This is a genomic window from Flaviflexus sp. (assembly GCF_052087705.1).
Taxonomy (GTDB): domain Bacteria; phylum Actinomycetota; class Actinomycetes; order Actinomycetales; family Actinomycetaceae; genus Flaviflexus; species Flaviflexus ciconiae.
Genome location: NZ_JBQCYC010000009.1, coordinates 22,068 through 36,402, shown reverse-complemented (window position 1 = coordinate 36,402; position 14,335 = coordinate 22,068). Strand labels below are relative to the sequence as shown.

12 protein-coding genes are annotated in these 14,335 nt (G+C 59.8%); 7 read left to right on the top strand and 5 right to left on the bottom strand.

Going from position 1 to position 14,335, the window contains the following annotated elements; translation table 11 throughout:
• Window positions 1-71: 71 nt before the first annotated feature.
• The 6 genes from ACTHUY_RS06350 (at window position 72) to ACTHUY_RS06325 (ending at window position 3,122) form a co-directional block, all read left to right on the top strand.
• Window positions 72-422 carry a type II toxin-antitoxin system RelE/ParE family toxin gene (locus ACTHUY_RS06350; RefSeq protein WP_441654610.1) on the top strand — a complete coding sequence of 117 codons (351 nt, stop codon included), beginning with the start codon at window positions 72-74 and terminating at the stop codon, window positions 420-422.
• A gap of 5 nt (window positions 423-427) precedes the next feature.
• The gene (locus ACTHUY_RS06345; protein ID WP_126703613.1) at window positions 428-733 is read left to right on the top strand and encodes a helix-turn-helix domain-containing protein; all 306 of its coding nucleotides are present in this window, start codon (window positions 428-430) and stop codon (window positions 731-733) included.
• 239 nt (window positions 734-972) lie between these two features.
• A complete protein-coding gene (locus ACTHUY_RS06340) occupies window positions 973-1,221 on the top strand; it encodes a type II toxin-antitoxin system Phd/YefM family antitoxin (RefSeq protein ID WP_441654609.1) in 249 nt (82 codons plus the stop codon).
• Window positions 1,222-1,394: 173 nt separating this feature from the next.
• Window positions 1,395-2,045, top strand: coding sequence for a response regulator (locus ACTHUY_RS06335; protein ID WP_126703611.1), 651 nt, complete (start codon window positions 1,395-1,397; stop codon window positions 2,043-2,045).
• 179 nt (window positions 2,046-2,224) lie between these two features.
• Entirely contained in the window at window positions 2,225-2,617 is a 393-nt protein-coding gene (locus tag ACTHUY_RS06330) for a VOC family protein (protein WP_441655724.1), read from the top strand.
• 250 nt (window positions 2,618-2,867) lie between these two features.
• The gene (locus tag ACTHUY_RS06325) at window positions 2,868-3,122 is read left to right on the top strand and encodes a hypothetical protein (RefSeq protein WP_441655725.1); all 255 of its coding nucleotides are present in this window, start codon (window positions 2,868-2,870) and stop codon (window positions 3,120-3,122) included.
• Between the two features lie 105 nt (window positions 3,123-3,227).
• Here ACTHUY_RS06325 and ACTHUY_RS06320 read toward each other — a convergent pair whose 3' ends face one another.
• From ACTHUY_RS06320 to ACTHUY_RS06300, 5 genes are all read right to left on the bottom strand, one after another.
• A complete protein-coding gene (locus ACTHUY_RS06320; RefSeq protein WP_441675661.1) occupies window positions 3,228-4,904 on the bottom strand; it encodes a sensor histidine kinase in 1,677 nt (558 codons plus the stop codon).
• Window positions 4,901-6,619 (bottom strand): thiol reductant ABC exporter subunit CydC, encoded by a 1,719-nt coding sequence (cydC, locus tag ACTHUY_RS06315; protein ID WP_441655727.1) that lies wholly within the window; start codon window positions 6,617-6,619, stop codon window positions 4,901-4,903. Before cydC ends, ACTHUY_RS06320 begins: the two co-directional genes overlap by 4 nt.
• Complete coding sequence (gene cydD, locus ACTHUY_RS06310) at window positions 6,616-8,244, bottom strand: thiol reductant ABC exporter subunit CydD (RefSeq protein ID WP_441675662.1); 1,629 nt, start codon at window positions 8,242-8,244, stop codon at window positions 6,616-6,618. Before cydD ends, cydC begins: the two co-directional genes overlap by 4 nt.
• A 156-nt stretch (window positions 8,245-8,400) precedes the next feature.
• Window positions 8,401-9,528, bottom strand: a complete 1,128-nt coding sequence (gene cydB, locus ACTHUY_RS06305) for a cytochrome d ubiquinol oxidase subunit II (protein ID WP_441678178.1) — start codon at window positions 9,526-9,528, stop codon at window positions 8,401-8,403.
• Window positions 9,529-9,542: 14 nt separating this feature from the next.
• Window positions 9,543-11,024: a cytochrome ubiquinol oxidase subunit I gene (locus ACTHUY_RS06300; protein WP_441678176.1), complete on the bottom strand. Its 1,482-nt coding sequence runs from the start codon at window positions 11,022-11,024 to the stop codon at window positions 9,543-9,545.
• A gap of 449 nt (window positions 11,025-11,473) precedes the next feature.
• Here ACTHUY_RS06300 and ACTHUY_RS06295 point away from each other — a divergent pair, with 449 nt between their 5' ends.
• On the top strand, window positions 11,474-14,335 hold the full coding sequence (locus tag ACTHUY_RS06295; RefSeq protein ID WP_441678174.1) for an Rne/Rng family ribonuclease: 2,862 nt from the start codon (window positions 11,474-11,476) through the stop codon (window positions 14,333-14,335).

Genomic DNA, 14,335 nt, shown 5'->3' with positions numbered 1-14,335 from the left:
CCGTGCCAGGTGCGAAACTTCTTGCTAAATAACCTCTCGCCTTTAGACCCTGCGTGTTCTACAATGGTCTCATGTGGAGCGTCGATCTCAAACTCGTCTCCGATTGGCTGACTGGTCTAGATCAGCGCTCACAGGTTCAGGTCGTTGCTGCGATTGAGTTGCTCCAAGATGTTGGTCCACAGCTCGGCCGCCCAATTGTCGACACGGTAACGGGGTCGCGGCACAAGAATATGAAAGAGTTGCGTCCCGGCTCATCCGGTCGATCAGAGCTCCGGATCTTATTCGCATTCGATCCGGCAAGGCGAGTGATCTTCCTGGTTGCAGGTGACAAATCTGGAAACTGGAAGAGTTGGTATCGGAAGAATATTCCGCTGGCTGACGATCTCTTTGACGAACACCTACGAAAGCAGAAAGGTAAGTGAGTGACATGTCTGTAAGTCTTGAAGATTTTCTCGCGGAGAATCCGGTTGATCGTGAAGCCGTTGAAAAAGAAAAGGCACGCATGCTTGCAGAGGTTCGTGCTTTTCGACTCCGTGAGCTTCGTGAGAAAGCGGGACTAACGCAAGCCGAGGTCGCGGATCGCATCGGTGTTGGGCAACGGCAGGTCTCGAAGATCGAACACGGCGATCTGGAAACTGCCAGAATCGGCACGATTCGTCGTTACGTAGAAGCCGTTGGCGGTGAACTTACCGTTGAGTTCATCAGCGGTGACGATCGCATGAAGGTCGCATAGTAAGCGAAAATTAATGTCGTCGATGACGGTCGAAAGGAACGCTAGATACTGCGGCAGTCAGGGTAGTTTTCCTGCCCTTTGAATGCTCACAGCCGCGAGGATTAGTGTACGTGGTGCAGGTGTTTGACTAGGCTCAAGGCTCCAGCAAGCCCGTCTTCGTATTGGCGTCGGTCCTGTCAGCGCCTACGTTGCTCATGCGTGTTATGTACATTTGTTGGTAGTCAATGCACAATCTGAATATGTTTGCTTTCGATTTATCTGACGTGCCAAATAACTATGCTGAGGTCGTGCAGCAGGCTCAATCCGCTCCTGTAGTCATTGAGAAGCACGGGCGACGTGAGGCCGTGCTTGTCTCTTCTGAATCGTTTGATCGGTTTATTGAGACAACCGAAGAACTCGATGACATATTGGCCTTTGATGAAGCCCTTTCCGAAGAGGGCGAGAACGCTCGCTGGGACGAGGTTAAGTCCGAGCTGGGTTGTGTGTGATCGACCGAATTGAGGTGCGTCCAGCTACTCTTTGGGTACTTCGTAATGTGCACCCATGGATCGGTGACGCATACCGCTGTTAGTTGGCAGTATCTCTGGACGAAGTCTCAACGGGAGAAATCGGACGGGAGAGAATGGCGCACCTTTGAGCGTGCTGGGATAAGATTAGCCACATGAGCGAAGTCAAGGAAGATATCCACGTCATGATCATCGACGACCACGAAGTGGTACGTCGAGGTATTTCTGAAGTGGTCGAGCGCGCCGACGGCCTGTCCGTCGTTGCTGAAGCGGGCTCCGTTGAAGAAGCACTGAACCGCGCAAAGATTGTTCGGCCCGATGTGGCACTCGTCGACCTGCGTCTTCCCGACGGCACCGGCATTGACATCATCACGAGGATGGCAGTGGAGACTCCCTCCGTGCGCCCCATCGTCCTCACGTCCTTTGACGATGACGATGCTCTTGCAGAGGCCCTGGATGCTGGTGCGAAGGCCTACCTGCTCAAGTCTGTCCGCGGTGCTGAGATTACCGAGGTCATCAAGGCAGTGGCAGCGGGCCGCGTTCTCCTTGACGAGCGCACCATTACAAGGCGCCGTGCCGACCATGACGACCCGACAGCCGACCTCACGCCTTCCGAGCGCAAGGTGCTCGACCTCATCGGTGATGGTCTCTCCAACCGCGAGATCGGCGACCGCCTCGGTGTTGCTGAGAAGACCGTCAAGAACCACATCACCTCGCTCCTGTCAAAGATGGGCCTCCAGCGCCGCACCCAGGTTGCCGCATGGGTAGCCGGTCAGCGTGCTGCTGGATGGCGGGCACAAAACTAATTCTGCGACCGTAACAATAACTTCATTTGGGGTGGGCCACTGGCTCACCCCAAATACTTTAATTAACGGCTGATAGGCTTCCCGGCTCAGTGCTGGAGTGCCATCTTGCCTACAACCAAAAATCGCCGCCATAGCGTGTCATCTGAGTCAGGTTCGGTCGGGATGGGAAACTCTGGAACATGGCAGGGTTTCATCATGTTGAAGTATGGGTCGCAGATCTCGTACAGGCACGGGCCGTATGGGGATGGCTACTCCAGGAGCTGGGCTTCGAACGAGCAAGTGAATGGTCGGAGGGGGAGTCCTGGGAAGCTGGCGGTGCCTATCTGACGCTAACAACCTCGCCGAACCTCTCCGGGCAGGTACACGATCGGAGAGCACCGGGCGTTAACCACCTTGCCTTCAAGGGCGGCACACCTGAAAGGGTGGATACCATCATGGCGAAAGCTCAGGAACACGGATGGAAGCCCCTATACCAGGAGCGTTACCCGCACGCTGGAGGACCGGACTATTACGCCGGCTGGCTCGAGAACACTGCGGGCTTCAAAGCTGAGATTGTTGCGGACGAGACGTGAGGACGGGTTTTGTTCTCCGGCGGATAATTAGCAATGAGATGATCGTGCGAAAGAGCGCGCGGCTGGCTCGTTGATTGTCGTGGGGTGCCAGTACAAGAAAGTAGAAGGGGTCGGACTCCAAGCCCGACCCCGTCAATCTGTTCGGGCGCCATCTTCCCACGCCCCGTGAGCGTTAGGTTGCGCTACCCCTCGATGAGGTAACTGATCAATACGTTGTCTGTGGCGACTCAGGTGTCGCAGGGGATACGACGTGATTGTTGCCCTTGCTATTCTTGTAGACCCTGAAGAGCAAGAAAGCGATGACGCCAACAAGCCCGATAACGGCCAGGATCTGGAGTATGGACATAGCAATGATAGGGAACCACATGAGGGCCTCCTTCCAACTTTTCGTGTGATTGTTTCCCGCAAGGGTGCGATTGATACAGACACGGAAAGTTCTTGTTCTTTAATCACCATCATTCCATGGGGGGATTTTATTGAAGGGAAAAATGGAATTGTTCTTTAGCAGATTTTGCAGCGCCGAATGCGCCTGCTTGCGCCGACTGTGTGTGTTCATTGAGGACCGCAGGAACTGTTGGTCACAATTTTGCGATCGGCCCTGTTGGAGCTCCTAGTCGAGTGGTGCGTACCAGGTCATGACTGCACCGCGGTCTTCGCCCCTTGATAGGTCGAAGGATCCGCCGTGGCGGCGGGCTCGGGCTGCCAGGTTGGCGAGGCCGGACCTGCGGGATTGGGTAGGGGACAGGCCCGCACCATCATCGGAAACTACGATTCTGACTTCGCTAGGGTCGATGGAGACAGTCACGGACACGGATGAGGCTTTGGCGTGCCTGGCAGCATTGGAGAGGCCCTCGCGGGTGACAGCAACGACATCGTCAGCAATGTCCGCACCAATCATGTTATCGATCAGAGCTACCGTCTCAGCATCAACATCCTGGGGCAGGGTTTCCCCGTTGAGGCTGATAACAAAGGATGGGGCAAAGCCGAGCGAGGTACGGGCCAGTGATGCTTCGCGGCGGAGGCGTTCGACAACGACAACGTTCGCGTCGGGCTCGCGGAGCCGGTGCACAATGTGGCGGATTTCCTTGACCGACTCATCGACGGAAGAGATGGCCTGGTTCAGGAGATCGACAATGTCCGGGCTGGCTTCCTTCGATTCGAGATCTTCACGGATTGCCGTGATCTGCATGCCGGTGGCGAAGAGCTGCTGAATGGCCAGGTCGTGGAGATCGCGACCGATTGCGGCCCTCTCGTCGATCTGTGCGGCAACGTCCTGTGCGTGGCGAGCTGAAGCAAGTTCTAGGGCGAGAGCGGCCTGCTTGGATACCGATTCGGCCATGGCCAAATCGGCAAGATCGAACTCTTGCTGGGTGCGGGAGCGCAGCAGGATGATGACACCGGCGCCCTGGCCGCCAACGATCATCGGTGCGTAAAGAGCGGGACCGTATCCCCGAAGTTCTGGGATACGCATGGTGCGGGTGCGGGTCATGGAGTCAACGACAACGCCGGAGCCCTCGCGGATCACTGTCTGGGCTCTGCCATCGGGTGGGAACTCGAGACCAATCATGTTCTCGGCGTCTTCACCATCGGCAATCTCGCACACCCATGCGTCACCGATCGAGGGCAGGACAATGAGGGCGGTGGAGGACCTGGAGACCGTTCTCATTTTCCTGGCGATGAGCTTGAGAGCCTCCTCCTCATCGGTTCCCTCAAGCAAGGCAGTCGTAATGGACTGGGAGACACTGATCCAATTAGCCCGGTCCTCGGACTCGGAGTAAAGCCGGGCGTTCTGGACGGCAATGGCTGCTGCGGAGGCCAGCATGCTCATGTTTGATGCATCTGCCTCGTTAAAGCCGTCCTGCTTATCCGAAAGGTAGAGCCTGCCGAAGACCTGCTCTTGGATGCGTACGGGGACACCAAGAAAGTTCTGCATCTTCGGGTGGTAGCTCGGCCACCCTTCGAATGCTGGGTGGGAGGCAATGTCGTTAATGATGAGGGGAGCATCCACCGGGATCTGCGCGAACACACCGTCACCATGGGGTGGGTGGGGGAGCTTCTCAGCGTCCGGCACACTCATACCCGAATAGTGAAAGGCTACGGTTTCACCCCGGCTACCGAGAATGCCGAGAGCAGCGTATTTGGCTCCCGTGAGGCGGCGTGCCGCCTCCACAAACTCTTGCAAAGCCGAGGTGATGTCGAGTCGTGAGGTTAAGGCGAGTGCGGAGTCAAAAAGCCCGCCGGTTTGTCCGGTCTGCTCGATGATCGGGTAACCGATGGGGTCTGTCATTGAGTCTCCTGTACCGCCCAGCGGAACTTGGGGCTGTGCTCCATGAGATCGCCGTAGGTGCCGATCTCTACGCCATTGTCTCCTAAATAAACAATGGTATCGACATTTTCCAGCCCCGTAAGCCGGTGAGTAACAACAACGATGCCCAAGTCCGACTGGAACAGGTCACCCAGGAGCCGGTCGGCGGTCTCCGGCTCCAGGTGTTCACCCGGCTCATCGAGAGCAATGATCGGAGCATGCGAGGCGTGGGCGCGAGCAATGAGAAGCCTACGCCTCTCGCCACCCGACACGGTGGTGGCATTGCCGCCCAGAAGAGTGTTGAGCCCATCGGGCAGCCGTTCCAGCCAGTCGCCAAGACCGGCCCTATGGAGGGCAGTACGAGCGTCATCCTCGGTCAGATCCCTGCGGACGACCCGGAGGTTCTCCAGCACGGTCGTGTGGAAGATATGAGCGTCCTCGGCGATCAGAATCATGACCTCGGAAACCGATTCCCGATCCAGCGTTGCTGCTTCCGTTCCACCGACCGTGGCAGAACCAGCATGGGGTGGGATCAGCCCGGCAAGCGTGGAGAGCAGTGTGGACTTGCCGATGCCGGAGGGACCGACAACGGCAATCTTTGAGCCCTTCTCAATCCGCAGGTTCAGCGGACCTGCCACATCGGGACCGCCCGGCCAACCGACAACGAGGTCCTTGGCTTCAATAACGGGGGAGAGAGCCTTGTCCGACCGCTTCGGATCTGCCTCTTCTTCACCGAGCAGATCGCTGATCCGCATGGCGGCCTGACCGGACTGCACAAGCTCGAGTGCGGCAGGGCCCAGGGCCGCCGTTCCCTCGAAGGCCGCCAGCGGAACGAGCACGCACACGGCAAGCTCGATGCCGTTAATAATTCCCGCCTCCATCTGACCCACGCCAATGACGATCGCGGCCAGGACGGAGAGACCAAGGGCGAGAGTGTCGATAACCGCCGCCCATGCCAACGGCTTCGCCGACCGGTCGCGGTGGGACCTTATCCGGGCTTCGGTTTCCTCGAGAGCGTTCTCCATGGCTTTAAGCCGGCCCGAGACACGCAGTTCGGCGGAGCCTTCGAGGACGGCGAGGGACAGGGAAGATAGCTCGGCTTCGTCGTTGACGCGGTCCGCTTCGGCACGGCGGGCACCGAGCGCAGCAACCGTAGGGCCGACAACGCCGGACAGGAGAAGGCAAATAATGAGCGCGATCGCGATCGGAGGGGAGAGCCACCAGACGATGCCAACGGAAACGAAGGACGTGAGGAGTGCGATGCAGGCGGGGAGGATGGCCTTGACAACAGTGTCGCCTATCGTGTCGACATCCGCACCCGTGCGAGCAAGGAGGTCGCCGCGGCGGATAGTGGCAACTCGGGAACTCGAAGAGCCGGCAAGGCTCTTGTAGATATTGGTTCGCAGGTTTCCCATTCCCGCCAGGGCCACCCGGTGGGAGGCCAGCCGTTCGAGATAGCGGAACAGGGCCTTGCCGATGCCGAACATGCGAACGGAGGTAGCGGCAACGGACAGGTCCAACACCGGTGGCATCTGAGACGCTCGAGCAATGAGCCAGGCGGATACTGCCGACAGGGCGATGGCGCTACCGAGGCCCATGGAGCCAAAGAGAACCGAGAGAAGGAACTTGCCGCGGTCGATCTCGAGCATCGCCAGGCAACGCTTCAGAGCACTGCGCTCTTTTAGTCCGAGGATCATTTCACTCCCCCCATGGCAACCACCTGTATTGTCTCGTCAGCTATGTCGAGCAGGGTCTGTCGGTGGGCAATGACAAGGACGGTTTGTCCGTGGGCCTTGGCCGCCGTCACGGCGTCGATAATCTGCCTCTCGGACGCAGCATCCAGGTGAGCCGTCGGCTCATCAAGAATCAGCAGTGGCCTTCTCTCGGCGAGGGCACGAGTCAGCGCAAGGCGCTGGCGTTGGCCGAGCGACAGGCCGATACCGCCCTGGCCGATGCGGGTATCCCAGCCCTCGGGAAGTTCTTCGAGGATCTCATCCAGACCGGTAAGACGAGCCGCCTCATCGTCTTTCACTCCGACGTTCTCGGCGACCGTGCCGGGAACAATGACGGGGCGCTGGGGAACCCAGGAGATCTGGGACCACCAGGTATCGGGATCCATATTCGTCACCGGCACACCGGCCGCGGTGACGGCACCCTTCGTGGGCGTGTGCATGCCAAGGAGCACGGAGACCGCCGTGGACTTGCCGGCACCTGAGGGGCCGGCAATAGCTGTAATCAGCCCGGGCTTTACTTCGGCGGTGAGGTGGGCGGGGGCGATAATGCCGCGGCCCTCTGCCTCAACCGATAGGTCCTCAAACAAGATCGAGGTGGTGGTGAGGTCCGGTGCGGGCTCGGTGCCCGGCTTGGGCGCCGGGGTCTCGATGATGGCGATGGCCTCTTCGGATGCGGCGAGGCCATCGGTCGAGGCATGGAACTGGGTGCCGACTTCCCGCAGGGGCTTGAAAATCTCGGGGGTCAGCATGATGATGATCAGCCCGGTGGTGAGGTCAAGGTAGCCGTAAACCATGCGGAAGCCCACCTCGACGGCAACGAGTGCGGTCGAGAGGGTGGCAAGGAACTCGAGAACGGAGCCCGACAGGAACGCAATCCTTAGCGCCTCCATCGTGGTCTTCGTGTAGCTCTTCCCGAGGGTGTCGACCCGCTTGGTGGGACCCTGCTCGCGGCCGAGGGCCTTGAGGGTGGGAAGGCCCGCAATGAGGTCGAGAACCTGGTCGCCCAGGGACTCCATGGCGGCGACCTTCTTCTTTGACGTCGACTCCGTCATTTTCCCAATAAGGATCATGAAGATCGGGATGATTGGGATGCAGAAGACAACGAGGAAAGCAGAGGGCCAGTCCAGGGCAAGGACAACGATGAGGGAGGCGGGGGTGACGGTTGCCGACAGCAGTAGCTGGGGCAGGTACTTCACGAAGTAGGGCTCGAGGTCCTCCAGGCCCCGGGTCGTGAACGTGACGATCGAGGACGTGCGAGAGGCCAGCCACCGGGGACCGAGGTCGCCCGCACGGTCGAGAACCTTCTTCCGCAGGGTCGAGATTGTGGCGAGCGCCGCGCGGTGACCGAAAGACTCCTGAAGCCAGGTAACAACCAGGCGGCCGAGGACAACGAGGGCGAGGGCACCAACGAATGGAATAGCGTCGCTGAGCCCCGCGGTGCCGTCTATGACGGGGGAGATGGCGTAGGAGATGAGGAAGCACTGGGCGATGATGAATGCTGCAGAGAGGAAGCCCGTTACCGTCACGAGAAGGACGTAGTGCCGGGCCGGCTGAGCATGCTTGAGGAGTTTCGGATCCAGTGGCTTCACGTAATCAACCTTAGTAATAAAAGCTGGGGGCGACCCCATTGGCCGCGGTGACAGAGAGCGGGTGCGGGGTTATGTCCGGCGATAAGAATGGTGGGCGCGACCTAGGCCGCGCCCACCATTGGGTCTACGTTCTCCGTTCACTGAACGGAGACTTCGTTAGCGAGCGGTTTCTTCGTACCTCGGGGACAGGCCGGACGGATCGTCCGGGATGTTGTCGACGTGAATCCGCTTGGAGAACACCTTGTACGACCAGATGGAGTAACCAATGATGATCGGAACAAGGATGAGGGAAGCAACCGACATGATGATCTGCGTCGGGCCGGTGGCCGAGGCCTGCTCGATTGTGAGCGAGTATGCCGGGTCGATCGACGACTTCATGACGTTTGGGAACATCGCGGTGAAGATAAACGCAACGGCGGCGGCAATCGCGATGAAGTTTGCGATAAATGCCTTGAGCTCATCGCCCTTCTGTGCCCACAGGGCCGTGAGGACCAGGCAGACGGCTGCGATTGCCAGCGGGATCCAGGACCAGAAACTGCTCGCGTAGGCGAGCTGCGCCCAGATGGCCCAGATGGCCGTGGGGAGGAGCGACTCGATGGAGAGGCGTGCCGCGAGCTTCTCGACCCGGACTTGGAAGTCACCCGCGGTTTTGAGCGCCATGAACACCGCGCCGTGGGTGAGGAACAGGCACAGGGTGACAAGGCCGCCAAGCAGCGTGAACGGCGTGAGCAGGGAGAAGAAGCCGCCGGTCAGGTGGTGCGTGTAGGCCGCCGTGTTGGTGGCCGCCTCGAACGCTTCGGGGGAGACAACCTCGTAGGTCTGGGTCGCGGGATTGGTGATCTCGAGAACCTCGATCTTCATGCCCTGGACCAGGTTGGCAAACGCGACGCCCCACAGGAACGATACGAGCCAGGCACAGACGGTGTGGGCGAGGTCCCAGCGTTTGCGCCAGTTGATGTCGTTGATTTTGCCCCGCCACTCAATCGCGCAGATGCGAACGATGAGGAGGACGAGGATGAGGAACAGCGCGAGGTACATGCCGGAGAACATGGTGGCGTACCACTCGGGGAAGGCCGCGAAGGTGGCGCCACCGGCGGTGAGCAGCCACACCTCGTTACCGTCCCAGTGGGGGCCGATCGTGTTGAGAGCAACCCGGCGTTCCTTCGGGTTCTTCGACACGGTTGTGTAGAGCATGCCGACACCGAAGTCGAAGCCCTCGAGCGTGAGGTAACCGATCCAGAGAACGGCGATGACGATGAACCACAGGTAGGGCAGGAAATCCATTGTTCTATCTCTCCCTAGTAAACGAAGCTCAGGGGCTGGTTTTCGTCGTCCGGTGCAGGAGCCTTCTCCGTTGTCAGGTCGATGCCCTCCAGCGTGTATCGCCGTACCAGCAGGAACCAGACCACGCCGAGGATGGCGTACAGCACCGTGAAACCAATGAGGGTGGTGAGGACCATGGCTGGGCTCGTTGTTTGCGAGACACCATAGTCAGTGAGGAGTAGGACATCTTCCACGCCGGTTGGGTTCGGGGCAACAACCCAGGGCTGGCGTCCCATCTCCGTGAAGATCCAACCGAAGGAGGATGCGATGAACGGCATGGGGATGGCGAAGAGCGCGTACTTGGCCCAACCGCTCGAGTCCCAGATCTTTTCCTTACGCGTGAACCAGAGCCCGGCAAGGGCCAGGATGACAGGGAAGATGATCGGGCCGATCATGGCGCGGAACGAGTAGTAGGTGACAACCAGGTTCGGACGGTAGTCGTAGTCCTCACCGAACTGGTCGGCGTACTTCTCCTGGTAGAAGGACTGAACGTCCTCAACGCCGGCAACCTCGGACTCGGGACCCGTGAGGTGGTTGGTTGCCATGAACGAGGTCACCCACGGCACGTCGATGATGCGGGTGACGTTCTCACAGTCGTTCGTGAGGTCACCGATCGCGAGGATCGACAGGGGCGCGCCCTCCTCGTTGTGGCACTGCGCCTCGGCGGATGCCATTTTCATCGGCTGCTGCTCGTACATGAGCTGGCCCTGGAAGTGACCGGTCAGGCCAACGCCCGCGGCCGAGATCAGGATCGTGACGAAACCGAAGCGAGCGGCGGAGCGCCACATCTCGGGCTGACCCGCGATGTTCTTCTTCGTCGAACGCACCATCCACCAGGTGCCGATGCCGGCAACGAGAGTGCCGGCAACCAGGAAGGCAGCGGTGATCGTGTGCGAGGTAGCGGCAATGGCCGTGTTATTGGTCAGTACTTCAAGGAAGCCGCCCACACCATCGAGCTCTGCACGACCGGTCTCCTCGTTGTAGACAGCACCGACGGGGTGCTGCATGAAGGAGTTGGCGCAGAGAATGAAGTAGGCCGAGATGTTCACGCCAATGGCGACCATCCAGATGCACAGGGTGTTGAGCTTCGCACTCATGCGGCCCTTACCAAACACCCACAGTCCCAGGAAGGTTGATTCCAAGAAGAAGGCCATGAGGGCCTCAAATGCGAGCGGTGCTCCGAAGATGTCACCCACGAAACGGGAGTACTCGGACCAGTTCATGCCGAACTGGAACTCCTGGACAATGCCGGTAGCAACGCCAAGAGCAAAGTTAATAATAAGGATCTTGCCGAAGAACTCGGCTAACTTCATCCACTTTTCTTCGCCTGAACGCAACCATTTTGTCTGCATGATCGCGACAAGGGGAGCGAGGCCAATGGTCAGTGGGACAAGGATAAAGTGGTAAACGGTAGTGATGCCGAACTGCCACCGTGCGAGGTCAAGCGCTTCCACCACATCCCCTTCCTGGTATAGAGATATATGGTCCAAATTTATGCCGTCGGCTAACATGAGCCTGGGACAAAGGTCCCGTTTCTAGACACTCTGTCATAAAACCTTTAATGCCGGAAAAGTAGTGATTTATACCAAATTGGCTAGTTACTTGGTTTGCTCGGTCCCACGCCGCGTATGTTTGGAGAAATTCCGCACCACGCCGATGACAAGGATCATCTTTTGCTCACGGCGTGTTGAGTTTGACCATTCTTTCTGGACCCCCAGGGAGTGAATACCGGAAAGTATGAGAGAATTGCACAGGGCTCAGCGGGCACGGACCGCGGAGCCGACATTGTGGATATGAGCGCCGCCTCCCGGTGTGCTGCCTGGACACGATGTTTGAAGAGACTTCCGCCGACACCGGCGATTCACATGGGAAGCTGTCCGTGCCGGCTTTCCGGACAGGAGTCCTCATGGCCGAAGAACAGGCCGATAATAGCTCGAACGCTTCGAAGCCGGCACTGCCGGCAACCTACCTCCTCTTCCAGGAGCCCGACCCGACAACAGTAATCCGTCGCCCGGCACCCGAGCCGCAAACAGGTGACGATGACGATGAGGAGCGCAAGCCCCGCAGGCGCGGTTCCCGCGGTCGCGGCCGCTCCACCGACTCATCAGAGCAGGATCAGCAGGACAGCCGAGACAACAACAAAGGCGGCAAGGGCAACAAAGGTCACAAGGACCAGGACGGCGACCGGGATCGGAAGAATCAGCGCAACCGCCGGGACAACGACAACAAGGATGACCAGTCCGACTCTGATCAGTCCGACGACTCGTCTACCGCTAGCTCCGATTCTGACTCTAATGAGAAGGACGACGAGCCCAAGACTCGTACCCGCACCCGCAGCAGGTCTCAGCGCAGGAGCAGGGACCAGGATAGCGACTCCGATGACTCGGACGATTCCAACGACTCTGGAAACGACTCGCAGGATTCCGATGACACGGTCGGGACGACCCGGCGCCGCAGGCGCCGCCGGTCCACCTCATCCGATGAGGTGACGGCACTCAAGGGCTCCACGCGCCTCGAAGCCAAGAGGCAGCGCCGCAGGGACGGCCGCGAGGCTGGCCGCCGCAGGCACTCGATCACCGAGTCCGAGTTCCTGGCACGCCGCGAATCGGTTAGCCGCAAGATGCTCGTACGCGAGCAGGATGGCCTCAATCAGATCGCTGTCCTCGAGGACGACATTCTTGTCGAGCACTACGTGGCTCGCCACACCCAGGTATCCATGGTCGGCAACGTCTACCTTGGCCGGGTGCAGAACGTGCTGCCCTCGATGGAGGCCGCGTTCGTCGACATCGGCAAGGGCCGCAACGCCGTTCTTTACGCCGGCGAGGTCAACTGGGAGGCCGCAGGCCTCGAAGGTAAGCCAAGGCGCATCGAGTCCGCCCTCTCCTCAGGCGAGACCGTTCTTGTTCAGGTGACTAAGGATCCGATCGGACACAAGGGTGCGCGCCTCACGGCCCAGATCACTCTCGCTGGTCGCCATCTTGTTCTCGTTCCCTCCGGAGCCATGACGGGGATTTCCCGCAAGCTCCCCGAGCGGGAACGTCAGAGGCTCAAGAAGCTCCTGAAGGAAATCGTTCCCGCCGAGCACGGAGTGATAGTCCGTACGGCGGCCGAAGGAGCCTCGGAAGATCAGCTCCGCAAGGACGTCGAGCGCCTTACCCAGAAGTGGGCCGATATCCAGCAGAAGTCGAAGTCCGCCAAGTCGGCACCCGTGCTCCTCAAGGGAGAGCCGGAGCTCGCTGTTCGCGTTGTCCGCGACGTCTTCAACGAAGACTTCGAGTCCCTCCACGTGCAGGGCAACAACACGTACTCCACCATTAAGGAGTACGTACACGAGCTGTCCCCGGAACTCGACGAGCGGGTCCACAAGTGGGTCGCCAACAAGGACGTCTTCACGGACGCTCGGGTCGATGAGCAGCTGGCCAAGGCAATGGACCGCAAGGTCTACCTGCCCTCCGGTGGCTCGCTCGTCATTGACCGTACGGAAGCTATGACCGTTGTTGACGTCAACACGGGTCGGTTCACCGGTTCCGGTGGAACACTCGAAGAGACCGTCACGAAGAACAACCTGGAAGCGGCCGAAGAAATTGTTCGCCAGCTCCGCCTGCGCGACATCGGCGGCATCATCGTCATCGACTTCATCGACATGGTTCTCGAATCCAACCGGGATCTCGTGCTCCGCCGTCTCATCGAATGCCTGGGCAGGGACCGTACCCGCCACCAGGTAGCCGAAGTAACCTCCCTTGGCCTGGTCCAGATGACGCGCAAACGCGTCGGACAGGGACTCGTTGAGGCCTTCTCCACGACCTGTGAGCACTGCGAGGGACGCGGATACCACATCCATACCCAGCCGGTGGAAAAGGGCGACCAGCCCAAGCAGGCCCCCGCACCGCAAAAGCAGCAGCAGTCGAAGCCCGCACCGACCCCGCCGGTGGTCGATAAGGAAGAGACCGCCAAGCGCGAAGAGGTCAAGTCCGCCCTTGCTTCTATCGCAGCAGCAGCTGCGCAGATCCACCAAGAGGACGAGGATAAGAAGGAAGACGCCAAGCCCCGCGGCAGGCGCTCGTCCGCACGCCGCTCCGAATCCGCCCGGAACGCCTCCACCAACGGAACCGATTCCGCCAGCTCTTCTTCTATCCCGGACCTCACCGAGGACCTTTCGAAGCTCGCAGAAGGCGCAAGCTCCAAGAACGACGGTTCCAAGGGCTCCGATTCACAGAACGCAGATTCACAGAACGTAGGTTCGAAGAACGCGGATTCGAGGAACGCCAGCTCGAAGGGGGCGGATTCTCAGGGCACCGCTGACTCTGACAAGTCCGCTGGACGTGACGACAGGTCAGGTTCGCGCGGCCGTGTCTCCGGCAAGGTCGGCGTCTCCGGTAAGGTCCAGCCGGGCGGCTCGGGCACGGATTCCTCCGGCCATTCTGCCGGTTCGGCTGACTCTGCAGAGAAGACTGCTTCAAGGTCAGCTCAGTCCAGGACGGCCTACTCCGAGCCTGCTGCTGCTACGCCTCCCGCTGAGCGTAAGGCTCGCCGGGTTGCCTCGTCGGGAACGATCGTGACCACTGGCGGGGCGATTATCGTGGCTGAGAAGCCGAAGGGAACGGCTGCTAAGACTGCTCCTAAGAAGCCTGCACCGAAGCCTGCTGGGAAGCCGGTGGAGGAGAAGGTCGAGGATGAGAACCGTAAGTCGCGGCGCTCCGCTTCGTCGGGCACGATCATCCCGAAGTCCAGCTCCGCACCGGGGATCATGACCTTCCCGACCAAGTAG

Bases quoted from the DNA above. Each gene is read 5' to 3' on its own strand.
- ACTHUY_RS06350 (WP_441654610.1), top strand. From the start codon at position 72: ATGTGGAGCGTCGATCTCAAACTCGTCTCCGATTGGCTGACTGGTCTA.
- ACTHUY_RS06345 (WP_126703613.1), top strand. From the start codon at position 428: ATGTCTGTAAGTCTTGAAGATTTTCTCGCGGAGAATCCGGTTGATCGT.
- ACTHUY_RS06340 (WP_441654609.1), top strand. From the start codon at position 973: ATGTTTGCTTTCGATTTATCTGACGTGCCAAATAACTATGCTGAGGTC.
- ACTHUY_RS06335 (WP_126703611.1), top strand. From the start codon at position 1,395: ATGAGCGAAGTCAAGGAAGATATCCACGTCATGATCATCGACGACCAC.
- ACTHUY_RS06330 (WP_441655724.1), top strand. From the start codon at position 2,225: ATGGCAGGGTTTCATCATGTTGAAGTATGGGTCGCAGATCTCGTACAG.
- ACTHUY_RS06320 (WP_441675661.1), bottom strand. From the start codon at position 4,904: ATGACAGACCCCATCGGTTACCCGATCATCGAGCAGACCGGACAAACC.
- cydC (WP_441655727.1), bottom strand. From the start codon at position 6,619: ATGATCCTCGGACTAAAAGAGCGCAGTGCTCTGAAGCGTTGCCTGGCG.
- cydB (WP_441678178.1), bottom strand. From the start codon at position 9,528: ATGGATTTCCTGCCCTACCTGTGGTTCATCGTCATCGCCGTTCTCTGG.
- ACTHUY_RS06295 (WP_441678174.1), top strand. From the start codon at position 11,474: ATGGCCGAAGAACAGGCCGATAATAGCTCGAACGCTTCGAAGCCGGCA.